This window comes from Klebsiella ornithinolytica, assembly GCF_030505655.1.
GTDB lineage: Bacteria > Pseudomonadota > Gammaproteobacteria > Enterobacterales > Enterobacteriaceae > Klebsiella > Klebsiella ornithinolytica.
This window is the reverse complement of the sequence record NZ_CP130153.1, coordinates 5,454,389-5,471,821: the sequence shown is the minus strand read 5'-3', so window position 1 is coordinate 5,471,821 and position 17,433 is coordinate 5,454,389. Positions and strand designations below refer to the sequence as shown.

The 17,433-nt window shown below is 54.8% G+C and carries 20 protein-coding genes; 13 read left to right on the top strand and 7 right to left on the bottom strand.

Translation table 11 applies throughout. The annotated features are described in order from the left end of the window. The first annotated feature begins 2 nt into the window (after positions 1 to 2). Both dtd and fabY read left to right on the top strand, forming a co-directional pair. The gene (dtd, locus tag Q1L34_RS25870; RefSeq protein ID WP_004869291.1) at positions 3 to 440 is read left to right on the top strand and encodes a D-aminoacyl-tRNA deacylase; all 438 of its coding nucleotides are present in this window, start codon (positions 3 to 5) and stop codon (positions 438 to 440) included. A gap of 44 nt (positions 441 to 484) precedes the next feature. Then, positions 485 to 1,426: a fatty acid biosynthesis protein FabY gene (fabY, locus tag Q1L34_RS25865; protein WP_004869293.1), complete on the top strand. Its 942-nt coding sequence runs from the start codon at positions 485 to 487 to the stop codon at positions 1,424 to 1,426. A 15-nt stretch (positions 1,427 to 1,441) separates the two neighbouring features. On the opposite strand, the gene Q1L34_RS25860 is transcribed toward fabY, so the two are convergent. The 5 genes from Q1L34_RS25860 to fdnG form a co-directional block, all read right to left on the bottom strand. Next, the gene (locus Q1L34_RS25860) at positions 1,442 to 2,365 is read right to left on the bottom strand and encodes an alpha/beta hydrolase (protein WP_044350996.1); all 924 of its coding nucleotides are present in this window, start codon (positions 2,363 to 2,365) and stop codon (positions 1,442 to 1,444) included. A gap of 198 nt (positions 2,366 to 2,563) precedes the next feature. Further along, positions 2,564 to 3,493 carry a formate dehydrogenase accessory protein FdhE gene (gene fdhE / locus Q1L34_RS25855; RefSeq protein WP_327204321.1) on the bottom strand — a complete coding sequence of 310 codons (930 nt, stop codon included), beginning with the start codon at positions 3,491 to 3,493 and terminating at the stop codon, positions 2,564 to 2,566. Next, a complete protein-coding gene (gene fdoI / locus Q1L34_RS25850) occupies positions 3,490 to 4,125 on the bottom strand; it encodes a formate dehydrogenase cytochrome b556 subunit (RefSeq protein WP_004869301.1) in 636 nt (211 codons plus the stop codon). The genes fdhE and fdoI overlap by 4 nt, the downstream gene beginning before the upstream one ends. Then, on the bottom strand, positions 4,122 to 5,024 hold the full coding sequence (fdxH, locus tag Q1L34_RS25845) for a formate dehydrogenase subunit beta (RefSeq protein ID WP_327204320.1): 903 nt from the start codon (positions 5,022 to 5,024) through the stop codon (positions 4,122 to 4,124). The genes fdoI and fdxH overlap by 4 nt, the downstream gene beginning before the upstream one ends. Before the next feature lie 12 nt (positions 5,025 to 5,036). Next, complete coding sequence (gene fdnG / locus Q1L34_RS25840) at positions 5,037 to 8,087, bottom strand: formate dehydrogenase-N subunit alpha (RefSeq protein WP_088402721.1); 3,051 nt, start codon at positions 8,085 to 8,087, stop codon at positions 5,037 to 5,039. A 156-nt stretch (positions 8,088 to 8,243) separates the two neighbouring features. Here fdnG and fdhD point away from each other — a divergent pair, with 156 nt between their 5' ends. From fdhD to Q1L34_RS25795, 9 genes are all read left to right on the top strand, one after another. Further along, positions 8,244 to 9,080 (top strand): formate dehydrogenase accessory sulfurtransferase FdhD, encoded by an 837-nt coding sequence (gene fdhD, locus Q1L34_RS25835; protein ID WP_004869309.1) that lies wholly within the window; start codon positions 8,244 to 8,246, stop codon positions 9,078 to 9,080. Between the two features lie 127 nt (positions 9,081 to 9,207). Next, positions 9,208 to 9,420 (top strand): YdgH/BhsA/McbA-like domain containing protein, encoded by a 213-nt coding sequence (locus Q1L34_RS25830; RefSeq protein ID WP_004869311.1) that lies wholly within the window; start codon positions 9,208 to 9,210, stop codon positions 9,418 to 9,420. Positions 9,421 to 9,821: 401 nt separating this feature from the next. Next, the gene (locus Q1L34_RS25825; protein WP_015585445.1) at positions 9,822 to 10,802 is read left to right on the top strand and encodes a 6-phosphofructokinase; all 981 of its coding nucleotides are present in this window, start codon (positions 9,822 to 9,824) and stop codon (positions 10,800 to 10,802) included. 11 nt (positions 10,803 to 10,813) lie between these two features. Next, positions 10,814 to 11,128: a PTS sugar transporter subunit IIB gene (locus Q1L34_RS25820; protein WP_004869315.1), complete on the top strand. Its 315-nt coding sequence runs from the start codon at positions 10,814 to 10,816 to the stop codon at positions 11,126 to 11,128. After that, positions 11,121 to 12,488 (top strand): PTS sugar transporter subunit IIC, encoded by a 1,368-nt coding sequence (locus Q1L34_RS25815; protein ID WP_004869317.1) that lies wholly within the window; start codon positions 11,121 to 11,123, stop codon positions 12,486 to 12,488. Before Q1L34_RS25820 ends, Q1L34_RS25815 begins: the two co-directional genes overlap by 8 nt. Continuing rightward, positions 12,475 to 13,317 carry a class II fructose-bisphosphate aldolase gene (locus Q1L34_RS25810; protein ID WP_015585444.1) on the top strand — a complete coding sequence of 281 codons (843 nt, stop codon included), beginning with the start codon at positions 12,475 to 12,477 and terminating at the stop codon, positions 13,315 to 13,317. The genes Q1L34_RS25815 and Q1L34_RS25810 overlap by 14 nt, the downstream gene beginning before the upstream one ends. Positions 13,318 to 13,383: 66 nt before the next feature. Further along, positions 13,384 to 13,653, top strand: a complete 270-nt coding sequence (locus Q1L34_RS25805) for a hypothetical protein (protein ID WP_128321033.1) — start codon at positions 13,384 to 13,386, stop codon at positions 13,651 to 13,653. 9 nt (positions 13,654 to 13,662) lie between these two features. Beyond that, the gene (locus Q1L34_RS25800) at positions 13,663 to 14,100 is read left to right on the top strand and encodes a PTS sugar transporter subunit IIA (protein WP_004869324.1); all 438 of its coding nucleotides are present in this window, start codon (positions 13,663 to 13,665) and stop codon (positions 14,098 to 14,100) included. Continuing rightward, positions 14,097 to 14,651, top strand: coding sequence for a P-loop nucleotide/nucleoside kinase family protein (locus Q1L34_RS25795; RefSeq protein ID WP_044351327.1), 555 nt, complete (start codon positions 14,097 to 14,099; stop codon positions 14,649 to 14,651). The genes Q1L34_RS25800 and Q1L34_RS25795 overlap by 4 nt, the downstream gene beginning before the upstream one ends. Positions 14,652 to 14,692: 41 nt before the next feature. On the opposite strand, the gene Q1L34_RS25790 is transcribed toward Q1L34_RS25795, so the two are convergent. Continuing rightward, on the bottom strand, positions 14,693 to 15,016 hold the full coding sequence (locus Q1L34_RS25790) for an AzlD domain-containing protein (protein WP_015585441.1): 324 nt from the start codon (positions 15,014 to 15,016) through the stop codon (positions 14,693 to 14,695). Beyond that, positions 15,016 to 15,675 (bottom strand): AzlC family ABC transporter permease, encoded by a 660-nt coding sequence (locus Q1L34_RS25785; protein WP_015585440.1) that lies wholly within the window; start codon positions 15,673 to 15,675, stop codon positions 15,016 to 15,018. The genes Q1L34_RS25790 and Q1L34_RS25785 overlap by 1 nt, the downstream gene beginning before the upstream one ends. A 100-nt stretch (positions 15,676 to 15,775) precedes the next feature. Here Q1L34_RS25785 and Q1L34_RS25780 point away from each other — a divergent pair, with 100 nt between their 5' ends. Next, a complete protein-coding gene (locus tag Q1L34_RS25780; protein ID WP_004869333.1) occupies positions 15,776 to 16,324 on the top strand; it encodes a helix-turn-helix domain-containing protein in 549 nt (182 codons plus the stop codon). 95 nt (positions 16,325 to 16,419) lie between these two features. Then, entirely contained in the window at positions 16,420 to 17,415 is a 996-nt protein-coding gene (locus Q1L34_RS25775) for a substrate-binding domain-containing protein (RefSeq protein WP_015585439.1), read from the top strand. Positions 17,416 to 17,433 lie beyond the last annotated feature (18 nt).

Genomic DNA, 17,433 nt, shown 5'->3' with positions numbered 1-17,433 from the left:
CTATGATTGCATTAATTCAGCGCGTATCCCGTGCAAGCGTAACCGTGGAGGGCGAAGTGACGGGTGAAATCGGCCCGGGGCTTCTGGTGTTGTTGGGCGTCGAGAAAGACGATGATGAGCAAAAAGCGAATCGCCTGTGCGAACGCGTGCTTGGCTATCGTATCTTCAGCGACGCCGAAGGAAAAATGAACCTGAATGTGCAGCAGTCCGGCGGCAGCGTGCTGGTCGTCTCACAGTTCACGCTGGCAGCGGATACCGAACGGGGCATGCGCCCGGGTTTTTCCAAAGGGGCCGCTCCTGACAGAGCAGAAGCGCTGTATGACTATTTTGTCGCGCGCTGTCGCCAGCAGGAGATGAACACACAAACCGGGAGATTCGCTGCGGATATGCAGGTATCACTGGTAAATGATGGTCCTGTGACCTTTTGGTTACAGGTATGAGCCAGCTTCCGGGCCGGCTGCGGGTAACAAAAGAGAGTACAGCTATGTATCACCTTCGTGTACCGCAAACAGAAGACGAACTCGAGAGCTACTATCAGTTCCGTTGGGAGATGTTGCGCAAGCCGCTTCATCAGCCCAAAGGATCGGAGCGTGACGCCTGGGATGCGATGGCGCATCACCAGATGGTAGTGGATGAAGAAGGCAACCTGGTTGCCGTCGGGCGGCTATATATAAACGCGGAGAACGAAGCCTCTATTCGTTTTATGGCCGTACACCCGTCGGTGCAGGATAAAGGGTTGGGGACGCTGATGGCGATGACGCTGGAGTCCGTCGCTCGTCAGGAAGGCGTTAAGCGCGTGACCTGTAGCGCTCGCGAAGACGCGATGGATTTCTTTGCCAAGCTCGGTTTTGTTAACCAGGGCGAGATTACCACGCCAACCACCACACCTATCCGCCACTTCCTGATGATTAAACCGATCGCCTCGCTGGACGATATTCTGCATCGCGGCGACTGGTGCGGGCAGCTGCAGCAGGCCTGGTATCAGCACATTCCGCTCAGCGAAAAAATGGGCGTGCGCATTCAGCAGTACACCGGCAAAAATTTCATCACCACCATGCCCGAAGCCGGTAACCAGAATCCGCACCATACGCTGTTTGCCGGAAGTCTGTTTTCCCTGGCGACGTTGACCGGCTGGGGGCTGATCTGGCTGATGCTGCGCGAGCGGCATTTGGGCGGCACGATTATTCTCGCCGATGCCCATATCCGTTACAGCCAGCCGATCAGCGGCCGCCCGAGCGCAGTGGCCGATCTGGGGTCGCTCAGCGGCGATCTCGACCGCCTGGCGCGCGGACGTAAAGCCCGCGTGCAGCTGCAGGTTGAGTTATTTGGCGGTGAGAGTCTGGGCGCCATTTTTGAAGGTATTTACATCGTTCTGCCCGCGAAGCCGTTTGGTTCGTATGAAGAGGGCGGGAACGAAGAAGAGTAATTCCCGTCGCAGTGATTATCGCGACCGACCTGGTGAACGGATTCGCCAGGCGACATCTCCTATGGCATGGCGCGCCGCCAGACTGATGCCACCCAGCTGAAAGAAACCGTGAATCACCCCAGCATAGCGCTGACAGGTACAGGCCACGTTTTGCTCAACCATTCGCTGATACAGCGCTTCGCCTTCATCACGCAGCGGATCATATTCGGCGGTGAGGATATGCACGGGGGGCAGGCCGCTGAAGTCATCACGCCAGAGCGGGCTGGCCTCCGGGTGTGCAGACTCCGTCGAGGGCAGGTACATTTCATAACCGCTCAGGAGCGTATCCCGGGTGATAATGTAATCCTCTCCGTTGCTGACGTAGCTTGCCGACGCCGCGGTAGCATCCAGCATGGGATAAATCAGAATCAGCTGCGCGGGCAGCCAGGCACCCGCGGCTTTCAGCCGTAGCGCGGTGACGAGAGCCAGATTCCCCCCCGCGCTATCGCCCGCAAGGGTGATTTGCGAGGTATCCACCCCAAGCGCTTCTGCGTGGCGGCGGATAATCTGCGCTCCCCGTTCCGCGTCATCGTGCGCGGCAGGAAACGTCTGCTCGGGTGCCAGCCGGTATTGCACGGCAATCACCCGGCAGCCGCTGTCATACGCCAGCTGACGCCATTGTTTATCGTGGGTGGCGAAGCCGCCGCTGACAAAACAGCCGCCGTGATAGTAGATAACGGTTGGCAGCGGACCGGCAGCATTCTGCGGCGATACCACGCGAAAATTGATCCCTTCCAGCGTGATGTCGTCCACCTGCACACGCGTTTCACTTTCTCCGGCCAGCACCGCACTGGCTACATAGCCCGCCCTCCGGTCATCAATATTCTGCTGTCGTGAAGAGGGGCGCCCTGCGGCGATAAACTCCTCAACCAGTCGGGCGATACCGTGTTCCAGTGCCATCATTATATTCCTTTGATCTGTATGGATATACAGTGTTATAGCCTGGATTGTAGTCGATAGAAAAGGGGTTTTTTGTCAAAAATGCGCGTCGGGAACGGGAGAAGGGCGTACTAAAGCGAAGGTCTTCCTGTGCTGAGGTGCTTACGCATCGGGGGGAGAGTGCCGGGTAATCTGGATTACCCGGCACTACGAGGGGTTTTACTCCCCTTCACCCGGGAACATAAACGGGTTAATCGAACTTCTGGCAAAGCCTTCCTGCTCCATGCGAGCGTCCAGCACCAGCGAGGCGAGATCGTCGGCCACGGCCTCCACTTTCGGATCTTTTTCCTGATACAGAATCTTCAGGTAAGTCCCGCAGTCACCGCAGCTTTCGGCTTTCACCGCCGCGTCTTCATTTTCCAGCGACCAGTAGTTGAGATCGCGGGTCTGTTCGCAGTTGCTACATTTGATGCGCACCACGTGCCATTCGGTTTCACACAGGTTGCAGTGCAGGTAGCGCAGCCCCTGGGTGGTTCCAATTCGCACCATGCTGGAAACCGGCATTGAGCCGCATACCGGGCAGAACTGGCGTGCTTCACCGTATTCTGCGCGGGCTTTGCCTGGGATCAGGCTGGCCATTTGCGCCCAGTAGAGCGACAGGGCAGCCCAGATAAACGGCGCTTTATCACTGCTCACCAGCGCGAAGTCGGAAGCGAACAGCGCGCTTGCCATCTCTTCCAGCTCCAGATCGGAGGATTTTTCCAGATTCTCGATAACTGCCAGCGCGGTACCGCTCATCTCCGGCTTCAGCTCGGCAATTAGCGAATGCAGCAGCTTGTGCCAGTGCTTGTCGCGCGGCAGGACGTGAATATCCAGCGGCGGTTTGCCCTGCGCATTGGCTTCTTTGATGCGCGCGGTCAGATCCATTTGCAGCGGGTGGTCATAGAGCACCACTTCCTGCGCGTGGGCGACCAGCGCGGCAAAACGCAGAAAATCGCCCAGCGGGTTGTTCTCTGCCAGCTCGCGCAGACGCTCTGCGCGGCGATTGTAGAGGTTCTTGAGTCTGGGAAATAACAACGGCGGAATATAATCCGCCGTGCGTTTCTCGCTCGACCCCAGCTCATCTTGCGGGATTATGCGAATACTCATTCAGTCTTATTTTCCTGTTTCTGGCGAACTTCTCGGTACCAGCGGGGGTGATGTTTCTTCGCCCATGTTTTGGTAACCCAGCCTTCCACCATCGCGGTAATGGTGCCTTTCACCCACAGGGCGGCGTAAATATGCACCATGATAACCACAATTAGGGCTACTGCGGCAAATGAATGCAGCATGAGCGCTAACCGGATTACCGGGATTGAGAACGCAGGCGCAAAATACGGACGCCAGATGATCACACCGCTTACCAGCAGCAGAACCAGGAAAATAATCGCCGCCCAGAATACGCATTTCTGGCCGAAGTTATAGCGCCCGGTGTCACCCACTTCCTCGTTGACGACGATCTTACGAATATTCTTCGCCCAAAAGATATCATCCCGATTGATTAGGTTATGGTGCCAGTAGCGGAAAAACATGATGATGAATGAGGCAAACATAATGACCCCGACAAACGGGTGCAGAATGCGCGCCAGCTGCGGAGTGCCCATGATTTGCATCAGCCAGTTGAAGGACGGGAAAAAGAATCCCAGTCCGCTTATCGCCGCCAGCATGAAGCAGAAGGCGGTGACCCAATGGTTGATGCGTTCCGGCGCCGTGTAGCGCACGATGGTGTCACGTCTTTTCATTTGCGCACCTCGTCATTCTCTTCATGCAGGTTGTCTTCTTCCTCTTCCGCACGGTTCGGACCGACCCCGACATAGTGGAAGACGCTGGCTGCAAAGGTCGCGGCAAACCCTACCGCCGCGAGCGGTTTCCAGATCCCTTTCCAGAACTTCACGGTGGCGCTGATTTCCGGGTTTTCCGGCAGGCCGTGATACAGATTTGGCTTGTCGGCGTGGTGCAGCACGTACATCACGTGCGTTCCGCCAACGCCAGACGGATCGTACAGGCCCGCATTGTCATACCCACGGGTTTTCAGCTCGGCGACACGTTCGCCGGCCAGCACCTTCATGTCCTCTTTGGAGCCAAAGTGAATCGCTCCGGTCGGACAGGTTTTCACGCATGCCGGTTCCTGGCCCACGGTGACGCGGTCTACGCACAGCGTACATTTGTAGACGCGGTTGTCTTCCGGGTTGAGCCGGGGGACGTCAAACGGACAGCCGGCGATGCAGTAGCCGCAGCCGATGCACTGTTCGGACTGGAAGTCGACGATGCCGTTGGCATACTGAATGATGGCCCCTTCCGACGGACAGGCCTTCAGGCAGCCCGGATCGGCGCAGTGCATACAGCCATCCTTACGGATCAGCCACTCCAGTTTGTCGTTCTGCTCCACTTCCGAGAAGCGCATTACCGTCCAGGATTTGGCGGTCAGATCCGCGGGGTTATCGTACACCCCGACGTTGCTGCCGACTTCATCACGGATGTCATTCCATTCTGAACAGGCGACCTGACAGGCTTTACAGCCAATACAGGTGGTGACGTCGATAAGCTTCGCGACTTCCTGCTGGTGGTCCCGCGCCTGAGGCGCGGGAGTGAAACCGTTAGTCGCGGAACGACGAATGATGTCTTGCGATTGATAAGCCATAAGTCGTCTCCGTTACACCTTTTCCACGTTCACGAGGAAGGCTTTAAACTCCGGCGTTTGCGTGTTCGCATCGCCGACGAACGGCGTCAGCGTGTTGGCGATAAAGCCTTTCTTCGCCACCCCTTCATAGCCCCAGTGGATAGGAATACCGATCGTATCGATATCCTTACCGTCCACTTTCAGCGTGCGAATACGCTTGGTCACCACCGCCTTGGCTTTGATATAACCGCGATTGGAGGAGACGCGAACGGTATCGCCATGCGCGATGCCGAGCTTGTTCGCCAGCTTCTCACCGATTTCCACGAACTGTTCCGGCTGGGCGATGGCGTTAAGCAGCGCATGCTTGGTCCAGTAGTGGAAATGCTCGGTGAGACGATAGGTGGTACCGACGTACGGGAACTTATCCGCTTTACCCATCTGTTGCAGGTCACCGCTAAAGACGCGGGCGGCCGGGTTAGAGACCACATTCGGGTGCAGCGGGTTGGTGCCCAGCGGCGTTTCAAACGGCTCGTAGTGTTCCGGGAACGGACCTTCCGCCATCTTATCGAGGGCAAACAGACGACCCATGCCTTCGGGCTGCATGATGAACGGCCCGACGTCGGTGCCCGGTGCGGCGGCACTGTAGTCCGGAATGTCCACGCCGCCCCATTTTGCGCCGTCCCATTTCAACAACTGGCGTTTCGGATCCCATGGTTTTCCCTGTGGGTCCGCAGAGGCGCGGTTATACAGAATGCGACGGTTGAGCGGCCATGCCCAGGCCCAGCCCAGCGTATTACCCAACCCGGACGGGTCGGCGTTATCGCGACGTGCCATCTGGTTACCTTCCGGCGTCCAGCTGCCGGCGAAGATCCAGCAACCGCTGGCGGTGGTGCCATCATCGCGCAGTTGCGCGAAGGAGCTGAGCTGCTGGCCTTTCTTCACAAGCACTGCGCCGGTGGCCGGATCGGTAATATCCGCCAGCGCCTTGCCGTTGCTCTCCATCGCCACCTCTTCCGAAGCGGGCTCGTGCGGCGTGGAGTAGTTCCAGGTCATATTCAGCACCGGCTCAGGCGCCGGACCACCGTTTTCAGCGTACATTTTCCGCAGACGTAAGAAGATGCCGGCGAGGATTTCGCCATCGGTGGTCGCAATCCCCGGAGCATCCGCGCCTTTCCAGTGCCACTGCAGCCAGCGTCCGGAGTTGACGATAGAGCCGTTCTCCTCGGCGAAGCAGGTGGAGGGCAGACGGAACACTTCGGTCTGGATTTTCGATGGATCGACATCGTTCGACTCACCGTGGTTTTGCCAGAAGGTGGACGTTTCGGTGTTGAGCGGGTCGATGGTCACCAGGAACTTCAGTTTCGACAGCGAGGCGACCACTTTGTTTTTGTTCGGGAACGAGGCCACCGGGTTAAAGCCCTGGCAAATATAGCCATTGACCTTGCCCTGGTGCATCATCTCGAAGTACTGCAGGACGTCGTAGCCCTTATCCCACTTCGGCAGCCAGTCAAAGCCCCAGCTGTTTTCCGCCGTGGCTTTATCGCCAAAGAAGGCCTTCATCATTGAGACGAAGAATTTCGGGTAGTTGCCCCAGTAGTTCACCTGATCTTTCAACAGCGGCTTCGGCGTGTTGGCGGCCAGGTAGGTTTGCAGGTCGGTCTGTTTCTCACTCGGTAGCGTCATATAACCCGGCAGGCTCTGCGACAGCAGCCCCAGGTCGGTCAGCCCCTGAATGTTGGAGTGACCGCGCAAGGCGTTCACGCCGCCGCCGGCCATACCCATGTTGCCAAGCAGCAGCTGGATCATTGCCATGGTACGGATGTTCTGCGCACCGATAGAGTGCTGCGTCCAGCCGAGCGCGTAGAGGAATGACGCGGTTTTATCATGGGCGCTGGTTTCAGCGATGTACTCACAGACTTTCAGGAAGTCCGCTTTCGGCGTACCGCAGATATTTTCCACAACTTCCGGGGTGTAACGGGAAACGTGCTGTTTCAGCAGATTCCATACGCAGCGCGGATGTTGCAGCGTCGTGTCGCGTTTCGCGAAGCCGTTTTCGTCCAGCTCATAGTTCCAGCTGGTCTTATCGTATTTGCGGTTTGCCGCGTCATAGCCGCTGAACAACCCGTCGTCGAAGCTGTAATCCTCACGCACGATCAGGCTGGCGTTGGTATAGGCTTCGGTGTACTCGCGGTTGAATTTTTCGTTATTCAGCAGGTACAGGATGACGCCTGACAAGAAGGTAATGTCAGTACCGGAACGAATCGGGGTATAGAAGTCGGCTACCGACGCAGTACGCGTAAAGCGTGGGTCGATAACAATCAGCTTCGCGCCGTTATGGATTTTGGCTTCCATCGCCCAGCGGAACCCTACCGGGTGCGCTTCAGCGGCATTACCGCCCATCACCACGATCAGGTTGGCGTTTTTGATGTCAACCCAGTGGTTGGTCATCGCACCGCGACCAAATGTTGGAGCAAGACTTGCTACCGTTGGTCCGTGTCAGACGCGTGCCTGGTTGTCTACCGCGAGCATACCGAGCGCGCGGGTGAATTTCTGCGTTAAATAGCCGGTTTCGTTACTGGAGGCTGAAGCGCACAGCATGCCGGTGGTCAACCAACGGTTGACGGTGGTGCCGGCGTCGTTTTTGGCGATAAAGTTGGCATCGCGGTCTTCTTTCATCAGCTTCGCGATGCGATCGAACGCGTCGTCCCAGCTGATTTGCTGCCATTTGTCGGAGCCTGGCGCACGATATTCCGGGAACTTCAGACGACTTTCGGAATGGATAAAGTCGACGAGACCCGCCCCTTTCGGGCAGAGCGCACCACGGTTGACCGGATGGTCAGGGTCACCTTCGATATGAAAGATGGATGCTTTGGCGTTTTTCGCACCGTCGCCGAGGCTATACATTAACAGCCCACAACCGACAGAACAGTACGTACAGGTGTTACGGGTTTCACGGGTACGCAGCAGTTTATATTGCCGGGTTTCCGCGAGCGCGGCGCCTGGGGCAAAACCCAGCGCTGCAGCCGTTGTGCCTGCCATACCGCCAGCGCAGATCTTAAAGAACTGCCTTCTGCTGACCTGCATGGTTCACTCCTTGTATCGACATTGTCACATGTAGTTATTTACTTTGCGGTAAGCGCCGCAAAGGTTCAGAATTGGGGGTGATCACCCTTTCACTTGAAGGGGTATGCAAAGAATACCACATTGTGTGTATGCCTGTTCCAATACGGTTAAGACAAAGTGAACAAGAACCCTCCCGAACAAATTGAAAATGTGACAAACATCACAGGATGTCGTCAGGTCGCGCTCTGGAAGCGCGATGATTTGCAACATCCGCAGTCTGACGAATTAGCCGAAGAAGTTCCTGTGGCGCTGGTCTATAACGGTATCTCACACGTTGTCATGATGGCCTCTCCCACTGACCTGCAACGATTTGCCGTCGGTTTTTCATTATCCGAAGGGATTATTGAAAACCGGCGCGAGATCTACGGGATGGAAGTGGTGCCGGCCTGCAACGGTCTGGAAGTGCAGATTGAACTCTCCAGCCGTCGTTTTATGGGACTGAAAGAGCGCCGTCGCGCGCTGGCCGGGCGCACCGGCTGCGGCGTTTGCGGCGTTGAGCAGCTCAACGATATCGGCAAGCCGGTGCAACCTTTACCTTTCACCCAAACCTTTAGCCTGGGGAATCTCGATCGCGCGCTGGAGCAGCTTCGTGATGTTCAGCCGATTGGCCATATCACCGGCTGCACCCATGCGGCGGCGTGGCTGCGTCCGTCCGGTGAGCTGGCGGGCGGACATGAGGATGTCGGGCGTCACGTCGCGCTGGATAAACTGCTGGGGCGACGGGTAGAAGAGGGCGATGACTGGCAATGCGGGGCGGCGCTAGTCTCCAGCCGTGCCAGCTACGAGATGGTGCAGAAGGCGGCAATGTGCGGTGTGGAAATTCTGTTTGCGGTTTCCGCCGCTACCGCGCTGGCGGTGGAGGTCGCGGAACGTTGCAACCTGACGCTGGTGGGCTTTTGCCGCCCGGGCAGGGCAACGGTTTACACCCATCCGCAGCGGCTGATCGCCGGTTAAAAATAAGTCAATTTTTTTGAACGATGAGAGCAAATCCTTCCGCTTTTAGTCGTGGGTTGTGAGGTCTATTATTTATCACATCAAGGCACAACGCCTTACCCAAACAACTTAATGAAGGATTTACATCATGAAAAGCATCAAAACTTTTGCTGCAGTTATCGCTCTTACCGCTTCCTTTGGTTCTTTCGCCGCGCAGTCAGTGAGCGCAACCGCCTCTACAATGGACGGTGCGGAAGCGAAAATCGCCGCTCAGGCTCAGGCCGCCGGTGCTTCTTCTTACACCATCACCGAAGCCTTCACCGGTAATCGCGTGCATATGACGGCAGAACTGAACAAATAAAACCGGCATCACCGTCGAAAGAGCGCCTGCGGGCGCTTTTTTTGTTTTTGTGCTTTTACCATCCGGAAAACTCTCCGCCCGACACCTCCACTTCTCCTCAAAAAAATGTGGTGTTTATCACGTTTCTCTTCTTTGCTTTTGGCGACGAAATTAACCCGCTGGCAAGCAAAATGACACGCTATCCTCTCAATATTTAACCTAATGAATAATAAAGTTATTTGAAAATAACTGTTAAGGCGATCTCATCTTTTAAGTGAGACGCACATCACAAAAAACACCCCATATTTACGTCTGTCAATCGTTACCACGGATCAATTAATCATAATTATGTGATCTTCGTTGCAAATCCAGGTCTTGAACTTAGGGATAAATGTGGGCAAGGAAATATGACGGTGGTGACCATGAAAATCGGTATTGTTATTAGCGGTGGCGATGTATCGGGAATTAATAATTTCATTTTTCAGGTTGCGAAGCTCGCAAGCGCGGAGATCACCATTTTTAATGGTGGAATACCTGGGCTGCTCGATAAAAATCATCAGGAAATCGCCTGGCGGGATCTTGTCGATTTCTCTATTTGTTCACTGCCTGTTATTACGTCCGGCCGAACCACGCGTAAATTGCTGCGGAGTGAGTATGAAACTATAGCCAGGAAAATTAAGTCGCTGCGCCTTGATGTACTCATTATGGCCGGCGGTGATGGCAGCCTACAGTTCCTTAATACGCTTAGCGAATTTGATATTAACTGTTTCGGTGTCGGGATGACTATCGATAATGATGTATACGGTAGTGATTATACTATCGGTTTTTCTACAGCCTGCGAACAAATTATCAAGGAGGTTTCTCGTTTAAGAAATACCGGCAGAGCATTACCTGGGCGGGTGTTTATGGTTGAAATATTAGGAGGGTATTGTGGAGAGCTAACGCTGCAGTCAGCAATTAAAAGTAATGCCGATATTGCGCTGATCCCGGAAGCACAGATGCCATTAGAGGATCTGGCCGAGCGCGTCAGACGCAAGCTTCGCGAGCAAAACAGCGTGGTGATACTTTGCTCTGAAGGTTACACCAGGGAGTATTCCCCTGGTTTTCAAGGGGCTATCGATACGATGATCAAACAGCTTGAGCCACGCATCGGTGTCCGCATCCGTAAAACCATCATCGGCTATGGACTGCGCAGCGGCGACCCGACCTGCGAAGAAATTTACCAGGGCACGATCATGGCGAACGAAGTCGTTCGCTGTATTCAGTCAGGAATGAAAAATAAAGCCATTATTATAAATTCAAGCAATAAACCTATTCCAATTGACTTAGTCAGTATGAAAAAACGTCTGGTAGATATCGAAGGACATCATTATAAACTTGCCAAACAACTCAATATTATTTGAGGAGACCCTACATGCTGAAAATTCTTTGCGTATGTGGCTGCGGCCTCGGTTCAAGCTTTGCCATCGAAATGACGGCGAAAGCAGTATTAAAGAAGCTGGAAATTCCTGCACATATTGAACATACCACCGTATCTGAAGCTGGAGCATTTAAATCCGACATTATTTTGACGCAAAAAACATTCGCCGACATATTAACCGCCGACGCTAATGAAGAGGAAATAAAACGTGTAGTGGTCCTCAACCGCCTGACGGATAAAGATGAAATTGAGCGGAAAATTGTCTCATTCCTGAAAGAGCGCAATCTGAAGGTGACCGATCATGAATAGCTTTATCGAGTTTATTGTAAAAGATTTGCTCGGCCAGGCTTCGATATTAATCGCGTTTATTGCCATGCTGGGTCTGATTTTACAGAAGAAGTCAGTGGGTAAAACGGTTGAGGGGACGTTTAAAACGCTGCTCGGGTTCTTAATTATGATGGCCGGCATTAATATTATTGTCGCCACCCTGAGCTTCCTTAACGATATCTTCACCCACGGTTTCGGGATGAAAGGATACATCACCGATGTCGCTGCTATCGCCGGTCTGGCGAATCGAGAACTGGGTTCTGAAGTGGCGCTGACGCTGATGGTGATCTTTGCCGTTAATATTATTATCGCCCGCCTGACACCGCTGAAATATATCTTCCTCACCGGGCAGGCGCTGCTGTGGATGGCAACGATTGGCACGGTGATTGGCTACAAAGCCGGGCTGACCGGGCTGCCGCTGATCCTGACCGGCGGTATCTTTGGCGGCGTCATGGCGGTACTGATGCCGGCGTTAGCGCAGCCGGTGGTCAGACGTATTACCGATTCTGACGATGTGGCTCTCGGGCATTTTTGCACCATAGGATATTTAGTCCAGGCGGCGGTGGCCAAAGTGGTGGGTAAAGGTTCCCGCTCCACAGAAGATCTTGAACTGCCTGATAACTTCAAGTTTCTGCAGGATACCTATCTCGCCATGGCGGTGGTGATGGTCCCCATGTACCTGATCCCGGCGCTGGCTGCCGGACCCGAGTATATCGCCCAGTTTTCCGGCGGTGTGAACTACCTGATGTATGCCTTTATGCAGTCTGTTCAGTTTGTGGCAGGGGTCTTTGTCCTCTACAGCGGCGTGCGCTTGTTACTGAATGAACTGGTCCCGGCTTTTCGCGGTATTGCCATGCGTATTGTGCCGGATGCGAAACCGGCGCTGGACTGCCCCGTCCTGTTCCCTTATGCCCCTAACGCGGTCATCGTGGGATTCCTCGCAACGACGGTGGGTTCGATCATTGGCATGTTGGTCTTCCCGATGTTTGGCCTGGCGATGATCCTCCCTGGACTGTTAACCAACTTCTTTGCCGGCGGTACGGCGGGCGTCTTTGGTAATGCGCTGGGTGGGCGTCGCGGGGCAATGATTGGCGGTGTGGTTCACGGTCTGTTTATTACTTTCCTGCCTGCCATTCTGGTACCGATGCTTGAAAGCTACGGTTTTACCGGCGTCACATTCAGTGATTCAGATGTTATTAGTTCAGGCCTGGTATTAGGCCATGCCTTACAGAACAACTGGTTATTTGTCGCCTTGTTTATTGTTTTTGTTGCCGCACTGGCATGGTTCGTAAACGGTACATCATCTAAGCCTAAAGGGGAAAAGATTCATGAGTCTGTATAATTTTAACGATATTCTGAAAATCGCTCAGCAAAGAAATTACAAAGCTATTGGCTCATTTAATTTGCATTGTATTGAAATGCTACCGGCTTTTTTTAAAGCCGCGCAAAAGAGCAATAGCCCTTTAATGATTCAAATCTCGACCGGTACGGCGGAATATCTTGGCTATCGTTTACTGGTGGATGCCGTCCGTTCACTGGCGGAAAGTGAAAATGTGCCAACCTGTCTGCATCTGGATCACTGTTCTGATATCAGTGCGATTGAAACGGCCATGAATGCCGGATTTTCATCGGTCATGTACGACGGTTCACACCTGGGGCTCGAGGAAAATATCGGCAATACGCGGATTGTGGTGGAAATGGCGCGGCCGCGGAATATCACCGTTGAAGGGGAGCTGGGCGCCATCGGGGGTTCAGAAGATGGTAAAGCCGTTGCCGCAGAGGATATCAGCTTTACCACCGTCGAAGACGCCACGCGCTTCGTAACTGAGACCCGGGTTGACATGCTGGCTGTCTCCGTCGGCACCGTGCACGGCCTTTATACCGGCAAGGCGCAGATCCAGCATCAGCGCCTTCAAGAGATTAGCCGGGCTACGGGCGTTCCGCTGGTGCTGCACGGTGGTACCGGCGTCAGTGATGAGGATATGCGTAAAGCGGTGACTGAAGGGATTAATAAGGTCAATGTGGGCACAGAAATGAACGTGCAGTGGGTTGACCAATGTAAAACCACTTTTGAAAAAGGTAAGGTTAATGACAGCGTGCGTAAGTTTTTAATTCCCGCCAATAATGCGGTCACCCAGGTTCTGATGGAAAAAATGGAATTATTTAAATAGTTAAATCCGCAATAATAAATTGTCATTACCAGGTTAGCCCTGCACCCGTCAGGGCGGGAGAAGATTATGTTTCAATCACTGAAAGCGTTGTGGAAAAAAGAGAATCATCTGCCGCAGGATTATGATCGGCTGTCCCGCGAACTGGCTGAGGAAATAAAGACGCTGGAAAATGAACTACAGGGCGAGCCTGGCAATGGTGAGATCCAGAAGGCATTGATGCTGAAGTATAACAGGGCGCTATCGGTGTATGCTAAAAGCAAAATACATCGTCAGGATATCGACGCACTATTTATTCGTATTGATGAGTTACGCAATATTATTCGCCGTAATATCTAGGGAGGCGTAATGACCATAAAAGATTTGCTGATTGAGGCCGATGCCATTCAGGTCGGCGTGCTGGAGTCTGACTGGCGCAAAGTGATTGAGCTTGCCGCCAGTCCCCTGGTGGCGAACGGGTATATCTCTGAGAGTTATAGTAAAGCGGTGATTGATAATACTCTCAATCACGGTGCTTATTACGTATTTGAAGAGGGGATTGCCATTCCACACGCCAGACCGGAGTGCGGGGTGAAGCGAAACTGCTTCAGTCTGGTGGTATTAGATAAACCGATTCAATTTGCCGGAAGCGACAGGGCGGATATCGTCATTATGTTCGGCGCCCAGGATAGCAATGCGCATATTGAAGAGGGAATTCGGGCGATTGTTGCACTGCTGGACAATAACGAAACCATGGCCAGGCTTCGCGCCGCCAGTACCAGAGAAGAGGTGATAGCGTTGTTATGAACAGACATCTCACTGCCGGCTGTAAAACCGTGATCTTAATTAACGGCGTCCCCGCTTCGGGAAAGAGCACGATAACCCAGGCGCTATCGCAAACCTTTGGCCTGCCGCTCCTGACCATCGATGAGATTAAAGAGCCGTTTATGGCGTGCTTTACCGACATCGATCGGCCTTTTAATCGTCAGCTGGGATGCGCGGCCTACGAGGTTATCTGGTCGATCATCGGCCATTCACCAGCCAACGTTATCTGGTTAGTCGACGCCTGGTTCGGTTTCCAGCCCCGGGAAACGCTACAACGATGGCTGCATCAGGCGGGAGTTGAGAAAGTGGTTGAGATCTGGAATCAAATCTCTCCTGAGCTTGCCGTGTCACGCTATGCCACGCGTCTGCAGGATCGTCGGGCGGGCCACCCCGGAGAAGAATATCTGCCGGAGCTTGCCCTGTTGGCTGAACGGGCTGAGCCGATGCGACTTGGCCCGGTCTTCACGGTGGATCAACAGCAACCGTTGGATATTATCAGCCTATCGGAGTGGATTAAGCAGACCCTGGGTTGACGGAGCGTCTGCTTGCCGGATAGCGCTTGCGCCTGTCCGGCCTACGAAAGCCCGGCCAGACGCAGCAGCGCCGTGATCACCGCCGCCGAAATAATCACCACGATCAGCGGCATTTTGCGCCAGGCAAGAAAAACGGCGAAACCGACGCCCAGCACCCGCGCCATGCCGGCAAAATGTTCACCTTCATAAAAGGTGGTCGCCAGGGCAACAGAAAACAGCAATACCGTTGCCGCATCGGAAAGCAGCGCCTGAGAACGTTCAGAAAGCGCTAAACGACTGCCGAGCTTCGCCCCGCCCAGACGCATCAAATAGGTTCCTGCCGATAAAATCGCCATGCCGACGATGAACAGCGTGATATCAGCCATTATTTTTTCCTCGTCATCAAGCCAAACAATGAGAGCAGCACCGGCAGACCCACCGGAGCAAAGGGAACGGTGGCCAGGGATAGCGCCGCGCCGCTGCAGGCGCGGATTAAGGTGGTGCGATTTTTAAACGCCGGAATCACCAGCGCCAGCAAAATAGCCGGGAATACCGCATCCAGACCAATGGTTTCCGGGTCGGGCAATAGCTTGCCGACCATGGCGCCGAGTAGCGCCCCTACGGGCCAGATAATCGCCACGCCGAGCCCGCACAGCCAGTAGGCGGCTTTACGCTGTTCCGGCGTTTTTTGCGAGAGCCCGAACACCACGCTCTCATCATTCATAATATGGCAACCCAGCAAGCTGACGCCGCGTTTGCCGACGAGGTCGCGCACCGTGACGCCGAACGGAATATGGCGGGCGTTGACCAGCAAGCCTGCCGCCGCAGCGGCTAGCGGGTTCCCGCCGCTGGCGATAATGCCGATAAACATAAATTCGGAGGCGCCTGCCAGTACCGAAAGGGAGAGCGCAAACGGAACCCATACCGGGAAGCCATAGGCCATCGCCAGCGAACCGTAGGACATGCCGACGATGCCGACCGCCAGGCACACTAACGCGATTGCTTTGATGGTGTCTGCTTTGAGACAGGAGAAGTGCTGCTTCATACTATTTAGCCATATCGAACGAATTTCCATTATAATGAACGCATCAATATCGATTTTCAAGACGAACGAATCGTTCGATATAAAAAACGCGGAGCCGTGTATGACACAGCCAATTAGCCTGATTGCCAAAAGCCTGGTACGTGAACGTGCACGTACCGGACTGTCGTTGGCGGAAGTGGCGCGCCGGGCGGGCATTGCCAAATCAACGTTATCGCAGCTGGAATCGGGCAACGGTAATCCGAGCCTGGAGACCTTGTGGGCCCTCTGCGTCGCGCTCGATATTCCTTTTGCGCAACTGCTGGAGCCGCAGGCGCAAAAGACACAGGTTTTGCGTCGCGGAGAAGGAACCAAAGTGGTGGCCGAACAGGCTCATTACCAGGCCATTTTACTGGCGACCTGTCCGCCGGGCGCCCGTCGCGATATCTATTTATTACTGACGCAGCCAGGTGCCGATCGGATTTCTCACCCCCATCCGCCGGGTTCGGTTGAGCATATTATTATCACCCAGGGGCGCGCGCGGGTCGGGTTGACCGAAGCGCCGGAAGAGCTCGGTGAGGGGGATTACATCTGCTATCCGGCGGATCAGGAACATGTTTTCCAGGCGCTGGAACCGGATACCCAGGCGATACTGGTTGCTGAACAAAACTAACGGGATGGCGAGAACACCGGCGCTGCGGCTGTTGCTGGACGCCATCTCCGTATTGCGGGAAACTAGCCGCATTCTCCGCGAAGACAGGGATACATATGTCGCTGAAAGCTATTGCTAAAGAACTTGGGATCTCGGTCACCACCGTCAGCCGGGCATTAAACGGCTATGACGACGTGTCGCAGGAGACGCGAGCCCGCGTCGAGGCGGAAGCAAAACGCCGCGGCTATCGGCCCAATACTTTTGCCAGGCGCCTTAAAATGGGCAAAATCGATGCCGTGGGTCTGGTGTTCCCCGTCCGTCCGGCTCCGCTGAATAACACGGTGTTTCTCGAGATGGTCGGGGAGATTAGCCATGAGCTGGCGCGTTATGAAATTGATTTGCTGCTGATCGCGGATGATGAACAGGCGGATAAACATGGCTATATGCGCATGGTGCAAAGCCGGCGAGTCGATGCGCTGATCGTGGCGCATACGCTGGATGACGATCCGCGTCTGACGCAGTTGCTCTCCTCGGGATTCCCCTTTCTCGCGCTTGGCCGCAGCCGCCTGCCGCAGCCCTACGCCTGGTTTGATTTCGATAATTATGCCGGGACATATCGCGCGACTCGTCACTTAATCAGCCAGGGCCATCGGCGCATCGCCCTGCTGGGGGAAAACAACAGCCAGGCGTTTATCACTCAGCGGCGTAACGGCTACCTGGACGCCTTGCGCGAAGCCGGTCTGTCCGATAGCTGGCTGCGTAGCGTGTCGCCCACCCGCCGCGGCGGATACCAGGCTACGCTGGAGCTTTTGCGCCTGCCGGAGCCGCCGACGGCGATCGTCACTGACTGCAATACCCACGGCGACGGCGCGGCGATGGCGCTTTCGCAGCTGGGTCGCCTGACCGGCGATAGCCGCGTGTCATTAGTGGTTTATGACGGATTGCCGCAGGACAGTATTATCGATACTCAGGTCGCGGCGGTGATTCAGTCCACCCGTCAGGGCGTCGGCCGGCAGATTGCAGAGATGGTCCGGCGGCTGATCGCCGGTGACGACCTCTCCTCTTTACAGGTGCTCTGGCAACCTGAATTCATCCCTGGCGAAACCGCCTGATCATCTCTCCACAACGTT

Excerpts from the sequence above, each read along its gene's own strand:
- Q1L34_RS25775 (WP_015585439.1), top strand. The coding sequence starts at position 16,420 with ATGTCGCTGAAAGCTATTGCTAAAGAACTTGGGATCTCGGTCACCACC.
- dtd (WP_004869291.1), top strand. The coding sequence starts at position 3 with ATGATTGCATTAATTCAGCGCGTATCCCGTGCAAGCGTAACCGTGGAG.
- Q1L34_RS25805 (WP_128321033.1), top strand. The coding sequence starts at position 13,384 with ATGTTTCAATCACTGAAAGCGTTGTGGAAAAAAGAGAATCATCTGCCG.
- Q1L34_RS25780 (WP_004869333.1), top strand. The coding sequence starts at position 15,776 with ATGACACAGCCAATTAGCCTGATTGCCAAAAGCCTGGTACGTGAACGT.
- Q1L34_RS25810 (WP_015585444.1), top strand. The coding sequence starts at position 12,475 with ATGAGTCTGTATAATTTTAACGATATTCTGAAAATCGCTCAGCAAAGA.
- Q1L34_RS25830 (WP_004869311.1), top strand. The coding sequence starts at position 9,208 with ATGAAAAGCATCAAAACTTTTGCTGCAGTTATCGCTCTTACCGCTTCC.
- Q1L34_RS25820 (WP_004869315.1), top strand. The coding sequence starts at position 10,814 with ATGCTGAAAATTCTTTGCGTATGTGGCTGCGGCCTCGGTTCAAGCTTT.
- fdhE (WP_327204321.1), bottom strand. The coding sequence starts at position 3,493 with ATGAGTATTCGCATAATCCCGCAAGATGAGCTGGGGTCGAGCGAGAAA.
- Q1L34_RS25795 (WP_044351327.1), top strand. The coding sequence starts at position 14,097 with ATGAACAGACATCTCACTGCCGGCTGTAAAACCGTGATCTTAATTAAC.
- fdoI (WP_004869301.1), bottom strand. The coding sequence starts at position 4,125 with ATGAAAAGACGTGACACCATCGTGCGCTACACGGCGCCGGAACGCATC.
- Q1L34_RS25860 (WP_044350996.1), bottom strand. The coding sequence starts at position 2,365 with ATGGCACTGGAACACGGTATCGCCCGACTGGTTGAGGAGTTTATCGCC.
- Q1L34_RS25800 (WP_004869324.1), top strand. The coding sequence starts at position 13,663 with ATGACCATAAAAGATTTGCTGATTGAGGCCGATGCCATTCAGGTCGGC.
- Q1L34_RS25825 (WP_015585445.1), top strand. The coding sequence starts at position 9,822 with ATGAAAATCGGTATTGTTATTAGCGGTGGCGATGTATCGGGAATTAAT.
- fabY (WP_004869293.1), top strand. The coding sequence starts at position 485 with ATGTATCACCTTCGTGTACCGCAAACAGAAGACGAACTCGAGAGCTAC.
- fdxH (WP_327204320.1), bottom strand. The coding sequence starts at position 5,024 with ATGGCTTATCAATCGCAAGACATCATTCGTCGTTCCGCGACTAACGGT.
- Q1L34_RS25785 (WP_015585440.1), bottom strand. The coding sequence starts at position 15,675 with ATGAAGCAGCACTTCTCCTGTCTCAAAGCAGACACCATCAAAGCAATC.
- Q1L34_RS25790 (WP_015585441.1), bottom strand. The coding sequence starts at position 15,016 with ATGGCTGATATCACGCTGTTCATCGTCGGCATGGCGATTTTATCGGCA.
- Q1L34_RS25815 (WP_004869317.1), top strand. The coding sequence starts at position 11,121 with ATGAATAGCTTTATCGAGTTTATTGTAAAAGATTTGCTCGGCCAGGCT.